This window comes from Rhizobium sp. NPDC092011 (assembly GCF_044756305.1).
GTDB lineage: Bacteria > Pseudomonadota > Alphaproteobacteria > Rhizobiales > Rhizobiaceae > Rhizobium.
In genome coordinates this window covers 158,957-179,189 of record NZ_JBIVSO010000008.1, presented here as the reverse complement: position 1 = coordinate 179,189, position 20,233 = coordinate 158,957, and the positions used below count along the sequence as shown (strand labels likewise).

Below are 20,233 nucleotides of genomic sequence, written 5' to 3'. Positions count from 1 at the left end.
TTCCTTCAGGCTCATGCGATGGCCCTAACTGCCGGCGAGTTCTCCCGATAGCGTTGACGCAAGCTCGCGGATACCGTTGCTGGTCAGTGAGTCCTCGTGCCAGCCGTCAATGTCTACCACCTTGCAGTCGTCCGCGATTGCGTCACCCCATCCGAACCGCAGTTTGCGCGCTCGAGGATGGGTCGCGCGGCTTCGGATCAGAATTGTCGTGGGATCTTTGGTTTGCGGTGGCTGGTAGTGGCGCGCCGCCGCCACCAGCAACGTGGTGACGGATTCGTTTGTTTCTTCTTCTTGCGAGTATTGCCCTGCCTTGATGCGGAAGATCCTGAGGAGGGACAGGGAAATTTCGAACTCCTTGAGGTAGTCGATCAGCGCGGTGCGCCGGGACAGCAGCTTCTTCGTGAAATAGACGAGACGTTTGCGCCGTCGTTCGCGCCGCCATTTCGCCTGCTCCCGCTTTGGCAAGGATGCGAAGTAACCCGGAGCCCACGCGTCGATAACTGCCGTGGCGCTGACGTCTATTCCCTTTTCGCGCAATTGTCGGCTGACCTCCATGGCAAGAATGCCGTTGACGCATAGTCCGACAATGGCCACCCGGCCGTTCGCTTTGTCGATCTGCATCGCATCTATCGCGTAAGTAGCGATGTCCTCGATACTGAGGCGAGCGAGGCCGCTATCGAGATCGGCATGAAACATGTTGACATTGTATACCGAGACGGCGTCCGGCAGCTCATTGGCAAGGCGATAATACAAGAGCGGATGGTTGAGCGTATAGACGACGCCGTTTCCCGTGCCATGTTTACAGGTGATCAGATCCCACGGATTTACGGCTTTTTGCCGGGGCGGCGATGCCGCATCGACATTGAGAATCGACGCTGCAAAGCCTGCAAACGTCGGCTGCTTGAATAGAAGCTGCAATGTCGGTGTTGCATCGAATCTTGCGCGAGTTTCCGATAGTAGCCGGAGCGCGAGGAGGGAGTGACCGCCGAGCGCGAAAAAATCATCATCCGGACGTATTTGCGGAACCTGTAGGATCTCCTTCCAGAGCTCAGCAAGCGCCTCCATCCGCGTATCCGACTGCGGTGTCTTTGCGACGGCGCCATCCAGCGACGCAATCTCGGCGGCAGCTGCCAGGTGTCGTTCCGGCGCAACGAGCGAAGAAAGCGGCGCCTCAGGGTGATCGAGAGCGATTTCATAGGCATTCCTCAACAATTGCAGAAGGCTCTCGACCGTGCTGGCCTCGAAAAGGTCGGCATTGTACTCGATCGACATGCGCCAACCGGTCGGACGGCCGATCATGATGAAGTTCAGATCATAGATGACTCCCGGTGACTGCGAAGGTGAACTGATCAGCTCGAACTCGCCGTATCGGCGGTCTTCCAGAAATGCCTTCTGCAGATTGAAGTTCACCGAGATCAACGGATTGCGCGCGGGATCGCGCACCGGGTTGATGAGTTCCACCAGCTTGTTGAATGGCATGCGCTGATGGTTCAAGGCACCTTCGATGATCGCACTGACGGATTTGATGTGTTCCGCAAAGCTGACCTCCGCGCCGAAGTCGAACCGCAGCACCATGTTGTTGATGAAGACCCCGATCATGTCTTCCAGGTCACTATGCTCGCGGCCGGCAATTTGTGAGCCGAACAGGACGGTTGAAGCCCCGGTCAAACGATGGAGGACCGCGCTCAGGACCGCCGCTCCGAAGCTGTATTGGGAAACGCAGTGCGCGCGGGCTGCCGCATCCAGCCGATCGGTGAAGGCGGCGGGCTGATTGACCGAAAGGATGTCGCCGCGATTGGTCTTGACCTGGCCGCGGGGATGGTCCGGCATGACTTCGAAATAGGGTACGCCCTGCAATCTTTCGCGCCAGAAGACCTTCTCCGTCTCGAAGCCGTAACTTTGAAGATACTCCTGCTGCCAAAGGGCGTAATCGCCATATTGCAGCGGCAGTTCAGGGAGGGTCGGCGCGCGCCCTGCATCCATTGCCGCCGCTATTTCGCCGATCTCGCGTCCGAGCACGCGAATGGACCAGCCATCGAAGCAGCTCTGGTGGGCGGTGATCAACAAAACACCCCGATCGTTTTCGGCCATCAGCAGCGTGACGCGAAACAGGCAGGCCGTGCTAAGATCGAAGGGGGCTTGCGCTGTTTCCTCGCCGATTGACAGGATCCTCGACTGGCGCTGTTCCGGCGGCATACCGCGCAGATCGATCACGGGCATCTTGAAGTTGACGTCGCTCAAGGCTTGCTGGAACGGCCGCCCGTCTTTCTCGACGAACCTTGTGCGAAGTATTTCATGCCTTTGAATGGCCTTTCTAAAGGCGGCTTCAAGGGTCGAGGCCTTGAAGGTCCCTCGGATTTCCCATCGGACAGCGACATTCAGGGCGGGATTGCCGGGATTGAGCTGATCGAGAATCCAGCAGCGCAGCTGCGTCTGTGTACAGGGAAACTCTCCGATGATCTGCGGTTCGGCAACCGAACCGCTCAGACTGCTGTCAATTGTATTCATGTGGTTGCCCCCAGGCTGCGGCGTGCGCCGTTACGAAAATCTCGCAATGATGGTACGTGAAGTTGAACGGGGTCGGACGGAGCGTCTGTCTGGCTCTCGGCAAAGGCCGCCAGTGCACCGATCGTCGGATGACGCAGCAAATGCTTTGCTTCCAGCGGCAGGCCGCTGTCACGCATCCGCGCGGCAATGCGGAATATGGCAAGCGAATCTGCTCCGAGCGCATAGAGATTGTCGTCGACGCCGATATCGCCGAGATTGAGAACGTCCTGCCAGATCGCGAGCAGGCGCTGTTCCATCTCTGTCTTTGGCTCGAGCTTTGCCGGCGCGGCTTCGCGCTGAGGCACGCCGCGTTGCTCCAGGGCTTTGCGGTCGAGCTTGCCGTTCGCGGTGTGGGGCAACTCGGACTCGATAACCCAGAAGCTCGGCACCATATGTCCGGGCAGGCTGGCTTTCGCGTGCGCGGCAACGGTTGCGATGGCCACTTCCTTGCTGCCTGCATTTTGCAGGATGTAGCAGACGAGCGAGCGATCACCCTTGGCGTTTTCTGCAACCACGGTGGCGCATTGACGCACACCTTCCGCCTTTGAGATTACGGCTTCTATATCGCCGAGCTCGATGCGGAACCCTCGCAATTTGATCTGCTGGTCGCGCCGCCCAAGCAATTGCAGCGAGCCATCTGCAAGCCGCCGGCCGACATCGCCGGTCTTGTAGAGGCGCATTGGTCTGCCGGTTGCAAAGCAATGTGGAGCAAAGGCCTTTTCCGTAAGGTCGAGACGATCGAAGTAGCCTTCCGCCAGACCGTCGCCGCCGATATAGAGTTCGCCGACCACACCGATCGGTGCAATAGCCTCGCTTTGATCGAGGATGAAGAGCTTCGTATTGGCAATCGGATGTCCGATCGTGATTGGCTGATCCGCATCCGTGATGCGTTGCAGCGACGACCAAATCGTCGTTTCAGTCGGACCGTACATGTTCCAGAGCTCACCGCCAACGCTCAGCAGCGAGCGGGCGAGTTCTTTGGGCAAGGGTTCGCCGCCGCAGAGCATCTTCATCGCCGGCCTGTCCTTCAGGCCGGCTTCGACCAGCATCTGCCAGAGCGTCGGTGTGGCCTGCAGCACCGTGGCATCGTGGTCGCCGATGAGCTTGACAAGCGCAAAGCCGTCCTGGACCTCGCCGCGGCTCGCAATGACCACTTTCCCACCCGATATCAGCGGCAGGTAAAGCTCCAGTCCGGCGATGTCGAATGAGATCGTCGTCACGGCGATGAGTGTGTCCTTGGCGTTGAAGCCCGGTTCCGTGGCCATGGAGAGGAGGAAGTTGGTCAGAGACCGGTGCGACACTTCGACCCCCTTCGGCATGCCGGTCGAACCGGAGGTGAAGATAATGTAGGCGGATGCCGTCGTGTCGATCGGCAGGGTTTTCAAAGGCTGCCCCGTCATCGAGCCGATAGCCTTTGCGTCCTGATCGAGCCGGATGACAGGGGTATCAGGCGCCGCAAGGCGAGCCATGGCGTCGCTGTCGCAGATGAGGGCGCCGATGCGGGCAATATCCAGGGTCTGTCGCAGGCGCGGCTCCGGATGCGCTGGATCCATCGGGACGTAGGTATGTCCCGCCTTCATCACCGCGAAAAGGGCGACGATCATTCCGAGCGAGCGCTCTACCAGAATAGCGATGCGCTGGCCTGGATCGGGAAGCGCCATCTGCAGATAGAGGGCCAGCTGGTTCGAGCGTGTTTCCAGCTCTGCATATGTCATCGCCTGGCCGTCAAACTCAACGGCGACCGCATTCGGTTGCGCTGCCGCCCGCTTGGAGAAAAGCGTGAAGACGAATTGATCGTGATCGTAAGGCACCGCCGTATGATTGAGCGTGTCGATCAGCCAGGATTTCTCCTCGCTTGACAGCAAGGACAGCTCGCCGATCTTTCGATCCATGTCCTTGGCGAGTGTGGCGGCGAGCGTTGAGAAATGGCCAATCCATCGCTCGACCGTCGCGCGGTCGAAGACGTCGGCATTGTAGTCGACGTCGATGCGAATGTGATCGGCCGCTTCGATCATGTTGAAGAACAGGTCGAAGTTGGAGAAAGCCTTAGCGTTCGGCTCCATGGTCGGTTTGAGGTCGCCGAAAGACGATCCGCCGGCCATCCGTTCGAGATTGAACTGGATTTCGGTCAGGGGCAGGCGGCGCGGATCGCGTTTGGCATCCAGTTTGTGGACGAGCGTGCCGTAGGTGTAGTCCTGATGCTCGAAGGCCTGGAAGACGAGATGCTGGGTTGCCTTCAGATGCGCGGCAAACGGCTCCGTCAGCGGAACTGCCTGGCGCAGCGGCAATAGGTTGACGCAATGGCCAACCAGAATCTGGCCATCAAGCAGGCTCTGGCCGGCGGAGGGAATGGCGATGACGATATCGTCCTGGCCGGACAGTCGCGATACCATCACCTGCAGCGTCGCCAGCAGGGTGGAAAATAGCGTGGCGCCGGATTTTGCCCCCTTCTTCTTCAGCGTCTTATAGACATCCGCATCGATATAACCGGTGCAGCTTCCGCCTGCGAAACTACGATATTCCGGCCGCGGCCGGTCGAGGGGCAGGTCGGGAAGGTCCGGAATCGATTTGAATTGGTCGAGCCAGAACTGTTCCGTCGCTTGCGACTTTTCCGGTCTGGGCGACAGATCGGTCGCGTAGGTGGCAAAGGAGAGGGCCGGCTGAAGTTCCGGCACGGTGCCGGCCCTGAAGGCTTCATAGGCCGTCGCAAGTTCTTCGACGAAGGTGTTGATCGACCAGCCGTCGCAGATGATGTGATGGGCTGTGAAGACCAGGACATGCTTGTCAGCCGACAACTTCACGATGCTTGCACGCACAAGCGGACCATTGATCAGGTCAAAGGGCGTACGGGCTTCGTCATCCTTAAGATCGGCAAGACCCTTTTCATCGAGGCCTTCGACGACAGGCAGATCGAGCTTGAAGTCCGGGATGAACTGGAAATGCTCGCCGTTGCGGTCAAAGCGGATGTGCAGGGCGTCATGGCGGGAGACTACGGTGTCAAAGGCTTTCCTGATGGCTGTTTCATCGAGTGCTCCCTCAAGCGTCAGCGAAAAGGACTCGTTGAATGAGCAGGAGGCTTCGTCTCCCGCTTGGGCTGCAAGCCATATTTCCGTTTGTGCTTCGGTCAGAGGCGCTGATTGAGGCTTGGCGATAGCGGCCGGCATCTGCATCTGGGCAGGGGATACGGGTGGCTGCTCTTTCGCCGTGAATATGCCGGCCGATTGCATGGCGTCGAGACTGTCACGGAACGCCTTTGCGATCAGGCGGAAGTCGTCCTCGCTATGCGCCGTCGTCAGGAAGCAGGGATAGCCGTCCTGTATGTGAACGCCATTCAGCCGCATCTGGGCATAGAACAGGGCTCCGAGCGCATCCTGGCTCGAGAAGTCGGTGGCAAACCAACTCTTATAGCCGTGAACGACATCCGCAATGCCGCGGCTGGAAAGGTCAGCCTTTATTTCAGCGACCAACGCTTGCGTACGTTCTGCCACGCGGTCGTAAAGGGCGGATCCGTCACCTCTGATGTGATGCAGCACGGCGTTGGCGGCTGCCAGCGTCAGTGGATGACGCACGAAAGTGCCGGCAAAGAAAGTGGGCGCCGTCATGGGGACGGAGGCGTCACCATAGGACCAATAGCCGCCATCGAGCGCGTCCATGAAGCGGGCATCGCCAACCAGCACACCGATGGGCATTCCGCCACCGACGACCTTGCCATAGGTCGCCATGTCACCCTTGATGCCCCAGATTGCCTGCATGCCGCCCGGATCGACGCGGAAGCCGGTGACGACTTCATCGAAGACAAGCGCGAATTCCGATTTGGTGGCGATATCTCGCAGCTCGAGGACAAATTCGCGCGGTTGCAGCTCCGGATGGCGGCTCTGGATCGGCTCGATGATAACGGCTGCGATTTCGGTGGCGTTGGCGCGGATGAAGTCGAGGCTTTCTGGTGCGCCGTAGCGCAGCACCGTCATGTTGGACACGGAAGCCATAGGAATGCCGGAGGCAACCGGCAGGGCGATCGGTTTATCGGCACGATTGCGGCCCTTGACCAGGACTTCGTCGAACTGACCGTGATAGTCATTGGCGAAAACCACGACGCGGTCGCGGCCGGTGACCGCACGGGCAATCCGCATTGCAGCCATGACAGCTTCGGAGCCGGTATTGCAGAATGTCACCCGTTCATGGCCGGTCATCTCTGCAATCATCTTGGCGACATCGCCGGCAAGCGGCGTCTGAGGGCCGATGGCAAAGCCGCGATCTGCCTGCTCCTTGACCGCATCGATGACGAAGTCCGGCGCATGCCCGAAGGCTGTCTGGCCGAAACCATTGACCAGGTCGACATATTGGTTGCCGTCAACATCCCAGATATAGGCGCCCTTGGAATGGTCGCAGACGATCGGGAACACCATCTCTTTCCAATCGGCCCTGAAGCCCGATGCCGAGCGGGGATCGGCGAGGTGGCGGCGATGCTCCTGAGTAAAGGTCTTGGATCTGGCGTTCTTGGTCTCGTATGCCTTGGTAAGATTGGCGATGAAATCCAGTTTGGCGGGTGAAATTTCCGCCGCCACGCTCTTGGCGTTCGGGCGATAGAGCTTGATGCGCTCAGTGCCGAAATCGCTATCCGCAGATGCGGCCGAAGCCGGCTGGGCTGGCGTTGGTTGGACGGGTGCCGGCTGCGCCGGAGCCGGAGCTGCGGGTGTTGCGACGGGCCTTGCCTGCGATGTTGGAGCGCCGCCCTGCATGGCTTGCAGCATGAGCAGCTGCTGCGAAAACAGCGACTGTGCCATCTGAATCTGAGACTGCATCACGGTAGCAAGATCCGATGTTGCTGCCGGCATCGATACGGCTTGCGGCGATGACGCTGCGATTGCTGACGGTACGGGTTGTGTCGCGGCCGCCATCGGCATGGCGGCGAGTGGAACGGCTTGTACAGCCGGTTCTGCAGCCTTCATTATGTCCGCCGGCATTTGCCGGTCGAGATGGGCCGCGAGATCGGCGACGGAGGGTATGTCGCTCAGCAATTCCCGGAAGGAAATCTTGACCTTGAAATCCTTCTCGATGCGTTGGGCGAATTGGCCGACAAACAGCGAGTCGAAGCCAAGCTCCAGGAATGTTGCCGTCCGTTCGTCCGGCCCGAGCGTTTCGCCCGACATGTCACTGAGCAATGTTAGAAGCGCTGTTTCCAATTGTGGCAGTCGGTTGGGGACAGAGATTGATGCTGCAACGTTCATCGCTGGTTTCTCCTCGGTGAGGTTGACGTCAGAGACAAAGGGGATGGTGGGAAGGTGAGTGCTCGGTTCTGCGTCGGCCCGCATGGTCGCGGAGCGGCGTGCAGATGGAGGAGCATCGATCCAATGGCGCTGCCGCTGGAAAGGATAGGTCGGCAGGGGCAATCGCCGCTGTGCCGCCGCGGGAAGAGCCGGCCAGTTGGGACGGCAGCCCGCCATCCATAATTTGCCATGCGCTTCCGCAAGCGTTGCGGCCGCGGCAGATGCGCGATCATGTTCGGGCAGGGACTGTACGACGGCGGTAAGACCATCCCGCGCGATCGTCTGGGCAGCAAAGACCGACAATGTGCGCCCTGGTCCCACCTCGAGAAGAACCGGCTTACGATCACGGCAAAGCGTGGCGAGCCCATCGGCAAAACGCACGGCATCGCGGCAATGCATGGCCCAATAGTCCGGCGATGTCGCCAATTCCGCCGTCTGCCAATCGCCCGTGACACCGGAGATGAACGGTATGGTCGCCGTACCGTAGGTGACCTTCTCCGTCTCTTGCCGTAGCGCCTGCGCCGCATCGTTCATCATGGCAGAATGAAACGCATGTGAGGTATGCAGTCGACTGAAAGCGATCTCGGCTTCCGACAGCGCTGCGCAAACCTTGTCGATATCGGCAAACGGACCGGAGATGACGCAGAGCTTCGGAGCATTGATCGCCGCGATCTCGACGGCGCCTTGCAGATGGGAGGCCGTCGTTGCGGCGTCGGCACGAACCGATACCATCGCTCCTTGCGGCTGATGCTGCATCAGCCGTCCGCGATTGGCCACGAGACGCAGGCCGTCTTCGAAGGAAATGACGTTGGCAAGCGTTGCGGCGACAAACTCGCCGACGCTATGGCCGATCATGGCATAGGGCTTGACGCCGCGGCTGAGCCACAATCGTGCAAGCGCATATTCGACAAGATAAAGGCAGGGCTGAGCGATGCGGGTTTCGCGCTGCTCATCGGCGATTGCCTGCGTTACGGCGCCGGCATGGCAGATATAGTCGCGCAGATCGAGCCCGAGTGTCATTTTCAGAAGTTCGGAGCCACGATCGATCCAACGGGCAAATTCCGGCTCGGAGCGGTAGAGCCCAGCTCCCATACCGACATATTGTGCGCCTTGCCCCGGAAACATGAAGGCGACCGGTGGTCTGTCCGCGGCGACAAGGGGCTGATATTTGTCTGCCGTCAGTTTGATGATCGCCTCTTCGGCGCTTTCGGCAACGATTGCGAGCCTATGGCTGAATTCGCGCCGGCCGGCTTGGAGTGTGTGGGCAAGCTGTGCGATCGCAAGCCCGGGATTTTCGGCGAGATGATTGCTCAGCTTGGTTCGCATCGTCGTAAGCGCCGGCATGCTGCGCGCCGAAAGTGGTAGAATGTACTGGCCGTCTACCTCTTCCGACCTAGCCGCCGGGACAGACGGCTCCTCCAGTATGACGTGGATGTTGGTGCCGCCGACACCGAAGGCGCTCACCCCGGCGCGTCGTGGCGCAGGCCCTTGCGGCCAATCGACCGTTGCCGTTGGAATGTAAAAGGGGCTCTTGTCGAGATCGATACGTGGATTGGGCTGGCGATAATTGGGCATGGGCGGGATCTTGGCGCTGCGCAACGCCAACGCCGTCTTGATGAGCCCGGTGACGCCCGCTGCCGCATCGGTATGACCGATCGTGCCCTTGACCGAGCCAAGCGCACAATTTGCCGGACCCGGTGCCGCATCTGCGAAAGCGCGCGTCAAGCCATTGAACTCGATCGGATCGCCAAGCGGCGTCGCAGTGCCATGGCACTCGATGTAGCCGATCGTCGAGGGATCGACCGCTGCATTGGCAAGCGCTGCGGCAATGGCCTCGGCCTGTCCCTCCACACTCGGCGCGGTAAAGCCAACCTTGTCGCTGCCGTCATTGTTGATGCCGTAGCCGCGAATGATCGCATAGACGTGATCGCCATTCTCGATCGCATCCTCATAGCGCTTCAGGAGAACAACGCCGGCGCCGCTGGCAAAGACCGTCCCGGCCGCACTGGCGTCGAAGGGTCTGCAAGCGCCATCCGGTGAGGCCATGCCGCCCTCCTGATAGATGTATCCTCTCTTTTGCGGGATGGTGACCGAGACGCCGCCCGCAAGCGCCATATCGCAGCTATAGGTCAGGAGATTCTGACAGGCCTGCGAGACGGCGAGCAGCGAGCTCGAACATGCCGATTGCAAGGTAAATGCGGGGCCGCGCAGATTGAACTTGTAGGCGACGCGCGTCGCCAGCGTATCATTGAGCGCGCCGACGAGTTCATGAAAACAACCGATCTGGTAGTTCGATGTGAATTCCTCTGCCTTTGCGCGGTCGTAGAGGACATTGTTGATCAGATAGGTCGGCATCGAGGAGCCGGCGAAAACCCCAATCAGGCCAGAATAGCGGTGCGGGTCGTATCCGCCATCCTCCAGCGCTTCCCAGCATATCTCCAGAAAAATGCGATGTTGTGGGTCGGTGACGGCAGCCTCGCGCGGAAACATGCCGAAGAATTCCGCGTCGAACATGTCTGCATCATCGAGATGCGGTCTTGCCGCCACATAATTCGGTTGTGCCCGTTCTTCGTCGGTGAAGGAATCTTCGATTTCATCCGGCGCGAAATGGGAGAAGGCGGTCTTTCCTTCGAGTACCAGTTGCCACAGCTCACGCACCGAGGCGGCGCCGGGAAAGCGACCGGACATGCCGACGATGGCAATATGTCCGGAATTTTGACCGTTCGGTTCGTCATTGGTTTCGAAATCACGCTCGCTGACATTCTCTTGGTGATTCCGTTTCATAAGGAGCTCCTGCGGATATGAGAAATGGCCCTCTTCTGCAGAGCTGCGCGTTGTGCGGCGGCGGCGATGCGGGTCGGCGCGGGGGCATCGCCGTCCAGATAAAGCGCCAGGTCCCGAATAGTCGGGTGGCGTAGCAGGGCAACCACGTCAATCGCGCGGCCGAGGGCTTCTTCGAGCCCCGCATGGATCTCCATCAGCTGAAGCGAAGTACCGCCGAGATCGAAGAAGTTCCTGTCGAGATCGACGCTTACCAGCGCCAATGCATCCTGCCAGAGGGCCGTCAGCAGCTCCTCTGTCTTGCTCTTGCTGTCGGTCGGCTTGACGTGTGCCTCGATTGGCGGCGGTGCCAGTTTCGAACGATCGACCTTGCCTGCCGGCGTTAGCGGCAAACTATCGACGACGACAGCTGCGTTCGGGATCATATAGGCCGGAAGCGTGGCACGTAGCATTGTCAGGACCGCCTTCACGAGATCGGCGCCGGCCCCCACATGGCTTTCCTTCGGGCACAGGTAGGCAACGATGCGTTTCAGGTTTTCGCCCTGGACATGGCAAAGCACCACGCCATCGGCCAGGCGCGGATCGCGCCTGAGCGCGGCTTCGATTTCGTCGAGCTCGATGCGCTTGCCGTTGATCTTGACCTGACGGTCGCGGCGACCCTTGAAGGTGACGGTGCCATCCGACGTCAGGCATGCGATATCGCCGGTCAGATAAAAGCGCGTCCGTCCCTCTTTCGTGTCAATGATGACGAATTTCTCGGCCGTCAGTTCGGGGCGTTTGAAATAGCCAATGGCAAGGCCGTCGCCCGATATCGCCAGTTGACCTTCCATCCCTGAAGGCAGGACACGCAGTTCTTCGTCGACTATTGCAATGCCCGTATGTGCAATGACCTTTCCGATCGGTAGTTCCCCGGCCGAAAAGCTGGGCAATACCTGGAAAGCGGTAGCAAAGACGGTGGTCTCGGTCGGGCCGTAGGCATTGGTAAGCCTGCAGCCGGGGTGATGTTCGAGAAAACGCCTGGCGTGAACGGCTGAGCCGACATCACCCCCAAACAGGATATGCCGAAGTTTCGGCAAGGGTGTGCGGGCATGATCCGCGAAGAGGTTGAACAGGCCCGTCGTCAGGAAAGAGATACTGACGCCGGTCTTGCTCATGAAGTTCGACAGGTGCGATATGGAGAAGTCCGCCTCGGGCATGATCGCCAATGTGCAACCATTGAGAAGCGCGCCCCAGATCTCCAAGGTCGCGGCGTCGAAGGCGATCGTGGCTGTGTGAAGAACGACGTCGTCAGCGCGGAAGTCTATATAGGTCTGGTCTAGAACAACGCGGGCGATGCTGCGATGGCAGATCATCGTTCCCTTGGGCCGCCCGGTCGAGCCGGAGGTATACATGATGTAGGCTGGATCACCGCCGGTTACGCTTACGTGAGGAGCGGCAACGGCCGGCCGGCTTGTCATCTCGCTGATAATGGCATCCGCTTCGATGACCCTGCCATTCATGCTTGGTACGCTTGCCAGCTTGTCGCCGTGGGAGGAGTCGACGAATATGACTGTGGGCGCACATTCGCCGATCACGAAATCGAGATGTTCAATCGGAAGTGCCGGATCTAGCGGGAGATAGACGCCGCCTGCCTTCAGGATCGCCACCGTGCAAATAACCGCATTGACGCTTCGTGGCAGGAAAAGCCCGACAATATCGGCCTTATGGACGCCGACTCTTGTCAAATGCGCCGCAAGCGCGTCCGAGATGCGATCGAGATCTTGATATTTGATGCCGACATCGCCGAAGACGAGGGCCGTTGTTCGTGGTGCCGCTCTGGCCTGGACGCGCAGCATTTCGTGAAGACATAGATCGCGGTCATAATGCATGTTCACGGCACCAAGTGTCTCAGCCTGCCCCTCACGGTCACTCATCATCGCTCTCCGGGTTGTCCTGCGATTGACGACGGCACGATGCGAGACGCTCCATCGTCGTCAGCAGAATTTCATGCTGAGGCAAAAGCACCAGTTGATCATTGGGATGACTGTTCCCACCACCGAAAGTCGTAAGTCATGATGGAGCGTAGCCATTTGGTCGGAAAGGCTTGGCACGGCTAAGACAACCCGACCGAAAGCATTACAATCAACGTCTGGCGGCCAGCATCGACGCGATAGGCCTGTGTCGCGCGCGCAGGCAGACAACAATGTCGAGATGAGTGATTGTGAGGTTGTCGGTCGCGAGATTACACGAACTGGTAAGCTCTTACATAATCCACGAACATGAAAGACGGATCGGCTGCGGCCATTTTCGTAACACCGTCAACGATGCCCAGGTCTACGAGAAGATACATGGGCTGGCGATGTTCGGGCAACGTCTTTGTCTTCCAGACAAGATTGCCATCGAAATACATGCGTATGAAATCCGAATCGATCTTCACGCCGTAGGTGTGCAGGTCGGAAGGAGTTGCATTGGCGAAAGCATTGATGCGTGAATAAGCGGAATCATGTCGGCCGTCCTTGTGCCAAACATGGACTGTCGAAGAATAGGCGCCCGGCTTGTCGCCGTAATACTCGATGACATCTATCTCGGCAGTCGATGCTGAACGGTCCTTGCCGATGAGCCAGAATGCCGGCCAGACGCCCGGGCCGTCCGGCAATCGTGCGCGCATTTCGAAGTAACCATATTGTTGAGAAAAGCCATTCCCATCGCGATCGACAGAGGCAATAAGACCCGAGCGCCAAACACCTTTTCCGTCACGCGCAGCAGTAATGCGCAACATGCCATCCTGTATCGCAAACGGGAATTCGCCATTCGGATCCGAGAAGCGAGCGCCCCCGAAATCACCATTCCAAGGTGTATGGGAGATCCAGCGCGTACCTGGCCCCCAGGCCGAAACACTCAATGTGTCAAACGGATCTTCGAAGGTCATTTTCATCTTGCCAACATCGAGCGCATCATCGGCGTCACCAGCATCAGCGAGCCTGACGTCGCAAATAGCAATCATGGCCGTAGCAACCGATGCACGAAGGAAAGCGCGCCGGTTGACCAACCCATGAGCTCGATCAATTGTCGATAGACGATCCATACATAATAACATGATCGCCCCGATGCCCACGGTATACAACGTATTTCGGCCGATGCGTCCACCAAAAGGCTTAGGGAAGGCGGAGATACAACGACGCTGACGCCATGATAGTTTGCGGCAATAATGAGGCAAAGCGGCTGGACTACAAAACATGAATGCCATGGGGCTCATAACACTGATTGTCGGTGTAGCGATATTGGCTGCGCCCGTTCGATGGTCATTCATCGTGATGGCCATATCGACGGTGTTTGGCGCCGCCGCGGCCTTCAGCGTGCCTGGTCTCGGGGGCGCATCGGTGCTTGTCCCTAGCCTGTTCCTGCTGTTTTTCGCCGCGCGGCTGTTCGCGGCCTATGGCGAAGGGCCGTTTCTGACCGCGCTTGCCCCCTGGCGTCCCGGATTTTTCCTTCTGCTTTTGACGGCCTTTGGACTGTTCACGGCCGTGTTCTTTCCACGGATGTTCCATGGCATGACGCAGACGATGACGGTGCAGCGATCGATCGGCTCACACAGCCTTATTGCGCTGGTGCCGTTGCAAGCCTCATCGAACAACATTACCCAATCGGTCTACGCCGTTGGCGGTCTTATCGCGTTCATTGCCACTTTTGCGTTCTTCCGACGAAATAACGTTCCGGCGATCTTTGTCAGTGGTATCCTGATCGTCGCCGGCGTCAATCTCAGCTTTGCACTTGCCGATATCGTGACGTACTTCACGCATACGGATTTTCTGCTCGCCTTTGTTCGAACGGCAAACTACGCGCTTCTGACCAATGCCGAGAAAGGCGGACTGAAGCGCATTTCCGGCACCTTCCCGGAAGCCTCGGCATTTGCCGATTTTACTCTTGTGCTTTTCGCGATCGTCGCAAGTCTCTGGCTTGCAGGCATTCGCTCAAGCATAACAGGCCTTATCTCCGGTTTGCTGCTGGTGGCACTAATCCTGTCGACATCTGCGACTGCGCTTGTCGGGCTTGCCGTCATCCTGCCCATCCTGTGCCTGCAGTCCTTCCAGGCGTCACGTTTCGAGCCAGGGACGGGCCGGCCGGTCATGATCGTTTCGATACTAGCCGGCATGCCGCTCGTCATATTCTTCGTTCTGATCGTCATGCCCGACCTTGTGCACAACCTCCGCGAGTTTCTCGATGAGATGCTGTTCTCCAAGGCGGACAGCCAATCGGGCCGAGAGCGCTTCATGTGGAATGCGATGGCGTATCAGGCCTTCCTCGATACGAACGGCTTCGGCGCCGGGCTCGGGAGCGCGCGGGCATCGAGTTTTGGTCTTGTCTTGCTGTCCAATATCGGCGTCTTCGGCACGCTGCTCTTTGCCGCTTTCGTAGCGCGGCTGCTGATGGTGGATACTCGCCCAGGGCCCTCATCCTCGAAACAGGCGCTTGCCGTCGTGCGTGCGGCCAAGGCCGGCCTCATCACGGTTCTGATTTCTGCGGCAACTTCCGGCACCGTCTATGATCTTGGGCTGATGTTCTACATACTGGCAGGCAGCATTTCAGCCCTCAGTCCCGGCAGGCACCTCGCCCGCGCCGACTATGCGCCACGTTACGGTGCCGTTGGAGAGCTGAGATGAAAGTCCTTGTTTTCAATGTCAAATATAGCGAAAATCTCGGCGACGGGCTGCTTGCGGAGTGCATCGAAGCCGCTCTTGCAAATGGGGGAGGCGGCGTAGAGGTGGAGACCGTCGACCTTGCAGGGCGCCGGGACTTCTCCGGAGGACATGGTGCACGTAGGCGCCTGATACTTGGATTGCTGCGCTGGCTGCCCGCTGCCGCAAGGCGCTCACTGGTCAGCCAGGGGTTGAAGCGCAACCTGCGCCGACTTGCCGCCGGCTGGAACCAGAAAATCGCCAATGCCGATGTCGTGGTGATCGGCGGCGGCAACCTATTTCAAGATGATGACCTCAATTTCCCATTGAAAATCGGCACGGTGCTAGACTGCGTTTGCCGGCAGGATCGTCCCTTGGCGATCTATGCGGTCGGAGTCAGCCAACACTGGTCGAATTCCGCATATGAACTCTTCGCGCGTGCGAAACGGGCGCGGCTTGTTCATCTCTCCGTGCGCGACGGGTTTGCTCAGGACAATTGGCACGAACACTTTCCGGAAGGGCCGAGGGCGAAAATCGTTCGGGACCCTGGACTTTTGATCGGCTCTCTGTCGGCGATGCAAAGGCCCACACAGTCAGCAGGCGGGAGATTGACCATCGGCCTGTGCGTGACCGATCCTATCATACTGCGCCGGCATAGCACATCGGCCGTCGCCGCTATCCCGTTTTCCAATATTGGTGCCTACAGGGATCTGATCGGCCTGTTCCTGGATGATGGGCTGCGGGTGGTGTTGTTTTGCAACGGGGCCAGGGAAGATCAGAGATTTGCGGAACGCATTCTCGGGTCGGTGGCCAGGCACAGAGCTGTCGATCGCGATGTCCTTGATATTGCTCGGCGTCCGGCAACTCCCGGCGACCTCGTCGATATAATCTCATCGATGGATGTGATCCTGGCGCATCGTCTGCATGCTTGTATTGCCGCCTATGCATTGGGGATCCCGCATGTGGGCTTGAGCTGGGACAAGAAGGTCGAAGGCTTTTTCAATTCCGTTGGACGAGAAGACTATCTGGTAAAGGACGCGACGTTGTCGCCAGTATTTGTCGCCTCCCTGGTCAGGGCGGCCGACAGGGACGGGATTGAGCCACTTCGGCATCAGATTGTTGTTGCGGAGACCCGAGCGGGAATTTCGAACATGCGTCGCCATCTGTTGGAATGTGATCAATCCGATGTGCCTTTGCCGTATCCAATGCGCGGCGAATAATCTCTGAGTTTAAAGTATATTGCATGTTGATACTTTGAAGCTTTATTTAAGTATACATAAGAAATTATTTGAGGCGCCATCAGATGACGCAAATTCAAAGAAGAATAAAATGTGAATTTGAATTAAAGACTTTACGAAAAAACCATGCTATTAAGTAGTTGGAGCTTACTATGTTTCCGAATGCTCAGAGGTGTATTCGGGAAATGCTTCTCGTCCAAGGGGATGACGGCATGGCGGCGCAGATTCCGATTGAACATATTCGCAACCTAGGTGGCGTAACGCGAACGTTTACAGCCGGCAGTGCGATCTGTGGGTACGATGATGACGCGCCGCGTCTTCTGTTCGTTGTGAACGGATGGGCTGCCTGCAGCAAGATGCTGCCGAACGGCACGCGCTTCGTGACGGAATTTGTACTGCACGGTGGCATGATCTCAACAACGTTGACGGCGCTCTCACGCGAGATCGTGCGAGCCGTCACCAACGTGACGGTCGTGGCTTTTCCAGATTTCACCTCTCTTCCCAAGATTGAGGCGCCGACATTTTTCTATCGCATCGTCATTGGCGAATTGATGCGACATCAGGCTCGCATGTCCGAGCGGCTAGCCAATATGGGTCGGCGCGATGCGCTTGAGAGAACCGGGCATATGCTGCTTGAGCTTGGAACACGTGCCGGCATGTCTCGCGACTATGATAATTGCGAGTATTTCGATTGTCCTTTGACGCAAGCGGATATCGGTGATGCCGTCGGCTTATCGACGGTACATATAAACCGGGTGTTGCGGGATATGCGGGAAGCCCGTCTTTTGTTGTTCCGTAACGGTATAGTTGTTTTTCTTGATCGTGCACGCCTTGCCGATCTTGTCGACTTCGACGAGTCCTGTTTCGATGCAACTATGATTTGATTGCGTATAAATAACTATCTTGAAGTGAATAGATAAGCATCGATTTATTTAATATTTCCATTAACTATTAACACATGTTAATGCGCAAGAAAGCAAAATACGTAATTACTAACATGCAAAACCAAAAAGAGGGGGATGACATGTCAAATCAGAATGATATTCGATCAATGTGCCGGCTATGCTATTTGAGTCGAATGAATACTAGGGCTTCCTCCAAAGATACAATGCGATTTTTAATGAATAGAGGTAACGGCCATGCATGGACAATCTATAACAAGTGAGAAATTCACGTCAGATGGAACTGCGCGTATCATTTCTGTTCGGGCATCGGATAGTTTGAGACCATTCAGCACGCCGGGTGTTGATGAATGGGAGGACTACATTCTCCTGATTGATTCCAGGGCATTGGACCGTGAGTGCCTGTCCAAGAGCCTGGCCGAATGCGACAGCGCCATGCACATCATCACTGTCGGCTCGTTGGACGAATGGCAAACGCGCAATATGCAAGCATTGCCCTCGGCAGTTCTCTTCATGATTGGCGGTCGCAAGGTTTCTGATACTGACGTCAGTGCCAAGATCTGCGCGCTGGTGGAAAGGTTCCAGACAAGCCCGGTCATCGTGGGTGCTGACGGCGATGAGCTTGCCCAGCTCCTGCATGCACTTGAATGTGGTGCGCGTGGCTATATCCCAACCAGCGTCGGCATCAAGGTTGCGGCAGAGGCTCTAGCATTGGCACGTGCGGGCGGCGTCTTCGTTCCTGCGAGCAGCTTGCTGGCAGCCAAGGAGGCAATCACGCCAGTGGCAAGTCGAAACGGTTGTCTCGACAGTCTGTTTACGCCGCGTGAAGTGGTCGTTGCCGAGGCCCTGCGACGAGGGAAAGCGAACAAGATCATTGCTTATGAGATGGATCTTTGCGAGAGCACCGTCAAAGTTCACATTCGCAATATCATGAAGAAGCTGAATGCCACGAACCGAACCGAAGTGGCCTACAAGATCCGCGAACTCGTCCGCTAGTATAGTCGGGATCACGACTGCCGGACGGACAATCTCAGAGGCGGTATAGTCGTACCCGGAACCTTCTAACCCCGGCAAGTGCCGGGACAAGCAAATGTCGCAGACCAGCCGGGCTGCATCACCTTAGATTGCTGGGCAGGTGCTGGTGGTTGATGCGCCACTGGCCGAATGATGGAGACGCTGAGGAATGCCATCGCGCTTCCTGGTCATTGCCATCACATTTTTGCGGTGGTCTTGTCGTCGTTGAAATGGCGCGTAAGCGAGCGGCAGGGCATGTTCACGCCGCCATCCAAGCCCGAAGGCTCTGAAGCCGCGACAACATTTCATCCCAAGGATTCCCTTTGTATTGCAGGTCGAGGCGCGCCGCGCGCTTTTCCGCGAGATGTTCTCGCTCGCCCCGGATCGAGAAGGCCGACCGCCAGGCGCGGCAATTATAAACCTCCCCGGCAGATGCTTAGGCTCTCAATCCCTTCAGCGGAATGACAGTCGACTGCCCGGTCCAGTCATCGGGGGGGGGGGTGGCAGGGCAACCTCAGCGTTGCGCTACGCGCAGAGAAGCGATTTCTGCCGGTTTGTCGTCGATGATGGCGCTGACCGTCAGCAAGCCGGGCTGGCGCAATCTCAACGGCGAGAAGATAAGGCTGGCGCCGATGACGACATTGAGCGGAGTGTCGTTCACTTCCACCCCTGAGGACAGATCCTTTTGCTCATCGAGTTGGGCCGGATCCAATCGCTCTTCCAGAATTGGCTGTCGATCACCGGGCGCGGCGCAGCGCAGGACGATGGAACGATATGGTTCCGTTGAGGAGGTGATCAAGTTCACATGCACGCAGAATTTGGGCAGTGAAAACGGAAACTCCGGTAGCGTCAGCACGCCACTGTAAACGCCGATGAAGCTTAGCTTCTCTCCGATTTCGGTGCGAACGTCGTCGCAAAAGATACAATATCCATAACGCATGTCTTCACTCGTCCCGATCAATGTTGGTGCGGACCACAATCGTGCGGATCGCGCGCGAGGAACTCCAAGTCGCGACCCCACTGGAGCAAACTGGATGGAGAGCGGCCTGCGTCTCGGGTCCCGAGGCGCAACCGCCATCCGGCGATCCCATGGGGTCACGCAGCTCGACATGAATCTCCTTGTCGAGTGCCCAGGCGAGATCTGCGATCGATCGAAGCGGAAGCTCCCTTTGACCGCAGAGATAGCTGTTCAACTCCTTTCGGCTAACGCCGACGAACTCCGCGAGCTGCTGCTGCGTGATGCCATTCTCAGACCTCCTTGCAATGATGGCGGCGACGAGGTCGCTACGAACATTGGCAACAAAGCGGCTAGCCGCACGCGCACGCGCGCCAATCTCAAACCGAAATGACATCTTCCGGATTTGCTCCCTCTACGCATAATGCATCACCGATACCGAGCTCGCGGCGCAACCTGCGCACCTCCAGTCGGTAGCCACGGTAAAGATCATGGTCTTTCACGTGATCGGCCCAGTCCCCGAACACCGCGACAAAACAATTGTGCATGGCAAACCAGCCGAATATGCGGAAATCTACCGTCTTTAGTTCCCATACCGCATTTCGCTCGAGCCGAATTGCTCTGAACTGTCTTGAATGAATGAGCGGCTTGCCCGAGACAAATGTATAGAAGAGAAAATCCAGCTGTTCGACAGGCCTAAGCACTGCGCCGAGCGTTGACGGTTCGTCTTTGCTTACACGTTCACTCAGCCAATCAATAAAACCCGGAGTGGCAAAAAGCAGTCTCTTGGGCAACTGCTTTCGACCAAGCTGAATCTCAACTTTAACGATTGCTTCTGATGCTACGAGACTGTCAAACGTCGTCATGACTGTCA

11 protein-coding genes are annotated in these 20,233 nt (G+C 57.8%); 4 read left to right on the top strand and 7 right to left on the bottom strand.

The window, feature by feature from the left end; translation table 11 throughout:
• Positions 1-24: 24 nt before the first annotated feature.
• The 4 genes from ACIQJ2_RS26620 to ACIQJ2_RS26605 all read right to left on the bottom strand — a co-directional run bounded on the left by ACIQJ2_RS26620 (position 25) and on the right by ACIQJ2_RS26605 (position 13,821).
• Entirely contained in the window at positions 25-2,508 is a 2,484-nt protein-coding gene (locus ACIQJ2_RS26620) for a condensation domain-containing protein (protein ID WP_400670599.1), read from the bottom strand.
• Positions 2,505-10,598 carry an amino acid adenylation domain-containing protein gene (locus ACIQJ2_RS26615; RefSeq protein ID WP_400670597.1) on the bottom strand — a complete coding sequence of 2,698 codons (8,094 nt, stop codon included), beginning with the start codon at positions 10,596-10,598 and terminating at the stop codon, positions 2,505-2,507. Before ACIQJ2_RS26615 ends, ACIQJ2_RS26620 begins: the two co-directional genes overlap by 4 nt.
• Positions 10,595-12,508: a non-ribosomal peptide synthetase gene (locus ACIQJ2_RS26610; protein ID WP_400670595.1), complete on the bottom strand. Its 1,914-nt coding sequence runs from the start codon at positions 12,506-12,508 to the stop codon at positions 10,595-10,597. The genes ACIQJ2_RS26615 and ACIQJ2_RS26610 overlap by 4 nt, the downstream gene beginning before the upstream one ends.
• A 308-nt stretch (positions 12,509-12,816) precedes the next feature.
• Positions 12,817-13,821, bottom strand: coding sequence for a glycoside hydrolase family 16 protein (locus tag ACIQJ2_RS26605; protein ID WP_400670593.1), 1,005 nt, complete (start codon positions 13,819-13,821; stop codon positions 12,817-12,819).
• On the opposite strand from ACIQJ2_RS26605, the gene ACIQJ2_RS26600 reads away from it, so the two are divergent.
• The 4 genes from ACIQJ2_RS26600 (at position 13,811) to ACIQJ2_RS26585 (ending at position 18,386) form a co-directional block, all read left to right on the top strand.
• Positions 13,811-15,235: a hypothetical protein gene (locus ACIQJ2_RS26600; protein ID WP_400670591.1), complete on the top strand. Its 1,425-nt coding sequence runs from the start codon at positions 13,811-13,813 to the stop codon at positions 15,233-15,235. The two genes, ACIQJ2_RS26605 and ACIQJ2_RS26600, sit on opposite strands and share 11 nt — an antisense overlap.
• Entirely contained in the window at positions 15,232-16,470 is a 1,239-nt protein-coding gene (locus tag ACIQJ2_RS26595) for a polysaccharide pyruvyl transferase family protein (RefSeq protein ID WP_400670589.1), read from the top strand. Before ACIQJ2_RS26600 ends, ACIQJ2_RS26595 begins: the two co-directional genes overlap by 4 nt.
• A 230-nt stretch (positions 16,471-16,700) precedes the next feature.
• Positions 16,701-17,372, top strand: a complete 672-nt coding sequence (locus ACIQJ2_RS26590; RefSeq protein WP_199149576.1) for a Crp/Fnr family transcriptional regulator — start codon at positions 16,701-16,703, stop codon at positions 17,370-17,372.
• A 336-nt stretch (positions 17,373-17,708) separates the two neighbouring features.
• A complete protein-coding gene (locus ACIQJ2_RS26585; protein ID WP_400670585.1) occupies positions 17,709-18,386 on the top strand; it encodes a LuxR C-terminal-related transcriptional regulator in 678 nt (225 codons plus the stop codon).
• Between the two features lie 532 nt (positions 18,387-18,918).
• Here the strand turns inward: ACIQJ2_RS26585 and ACIQJ2_RS26580 are convergent.
• Genes ACIQJ2_RS26580 through ACIQJ2_RS26570 form a run of 3 tightly spaced genes read right to left on the bottom strand, consistent with a single transcriptional unit; the run spans position 18,919 to position 20,225 of the window.
• The gene (locus ACIQJ2_RS26580) at positions 18,919-19,383 is read right to left on the bottom strand and encodes a DUF6941 family protein (protein WP_400746639.1); all 465 of its coding nucleotides are present in this window, start codon (positions 19,381-19,383) and stop codon (positions 18,919-18,921) included.
• Positions 19,349-19,756 carry a helix-turn-helix domain-containing protein gene (locus ACIQJ2_RS26575; RefSeq protein WP_400670581.1) on the bottom strand — a complete coding sequence of 136 codons (408 nt, stop codon included), beginning with the start codon at positions 19,754-19,756 and terminating at the stop codon, positions 19,349-19,351. Before ACIQJ2_RS26575 ends, ACIQJ2_RS26580 begins: the two co-directional genes overlap by 35 nt.
• Positions 19,740-20,225, bottom strand: a complete 486-nt coding sequence (locus ACIQJ2_RS26570; protein WP_199149579.1) for a hypothetical protein — start codon at positions 20,223-20,225, stop codon at positions 19,740-19,742. The genes ACIQJ2_RS26575 and ACIQJ2_RS26570 overlap by 17 nt, the downstream gene beginning before the upstream one ends.
• Positions 20,226-20,233 lie beyond the last annotated feature (8 nt).

What these genes read in the sequence shown, in the direction of transcription:
- ACIQJ2_RS26620 (WP_400670599.1), bottom strand. Translation starts at nt 2,508, where the DNA reads ATGAATACAATTGACAGCAGTCTGAGCGGTTCGGTTGCCGAACCGCAG.
- ACIQJ2_RS26615 (WP_400670597.1), bottom strand. Translation starts at nt 10,598, where the DNA reads ATGAAACGGAATCACCAAGAGAATGTCAGCGAGCGTGATTTCGAAACC.
- ACIQJ2_RS26610 (WP_400670595.1), bottom strand. Translation starts at nt 12,508, where the DNA reads ATGAGTGACCGTGAGGGGCAGGCTGAGACACTTGGTGCCGTGAACATG.
- ACIQJ2_RS26600 (WP_400670591.1), top strand. Translation starts at nt 13,811, where the DNA reads ATGAATGCCATGGGGCTCATAACACTGATTGTCGGTGTAGCGATATTG.
- ACIQJ2_RS26605 (WP_400670593.1), bottom strand. Translation starts at nt 13,821, where the DNA reads ATGGCATTCATGTTTTGTAGTCCAGCCGCTTTGCCTCATTATTGCCGC.
- ACIQJ2_RS26595 (WP_400670589.1), top strand. Translation starts at nt 15,232, where the DNA reads ATGAAAGTCCTTGTTTTCAATGTCAAATATAGCGAAAATCTCGGCGAC.
- ACIQJ2_RS26590 (WP_199149576.1), top strand. Translation starts at nt 16,701, where the DNA reads ATGGCGGCGCAGATTCCGATTGAACATATTCGCAACCTAGGTGGCGTA.
- ACIQJ2_RS26575 (WP_400670581.1), bottom strand. Translation starts at nt 19,756, where the DNA reads ATGTCATTTCGGTTTGAGATTGGCGCGCGTGCGCGTGCGGCTAGCCGC.
- ACIQJ2_RS26570 (WP_199149579.1), bottom strand. Translation starts at nt 20,225, where the DNA reads ATGACGACGTTTGACAGTCTCGTAGCATCAGAAGCAATCGTTAAAGTT.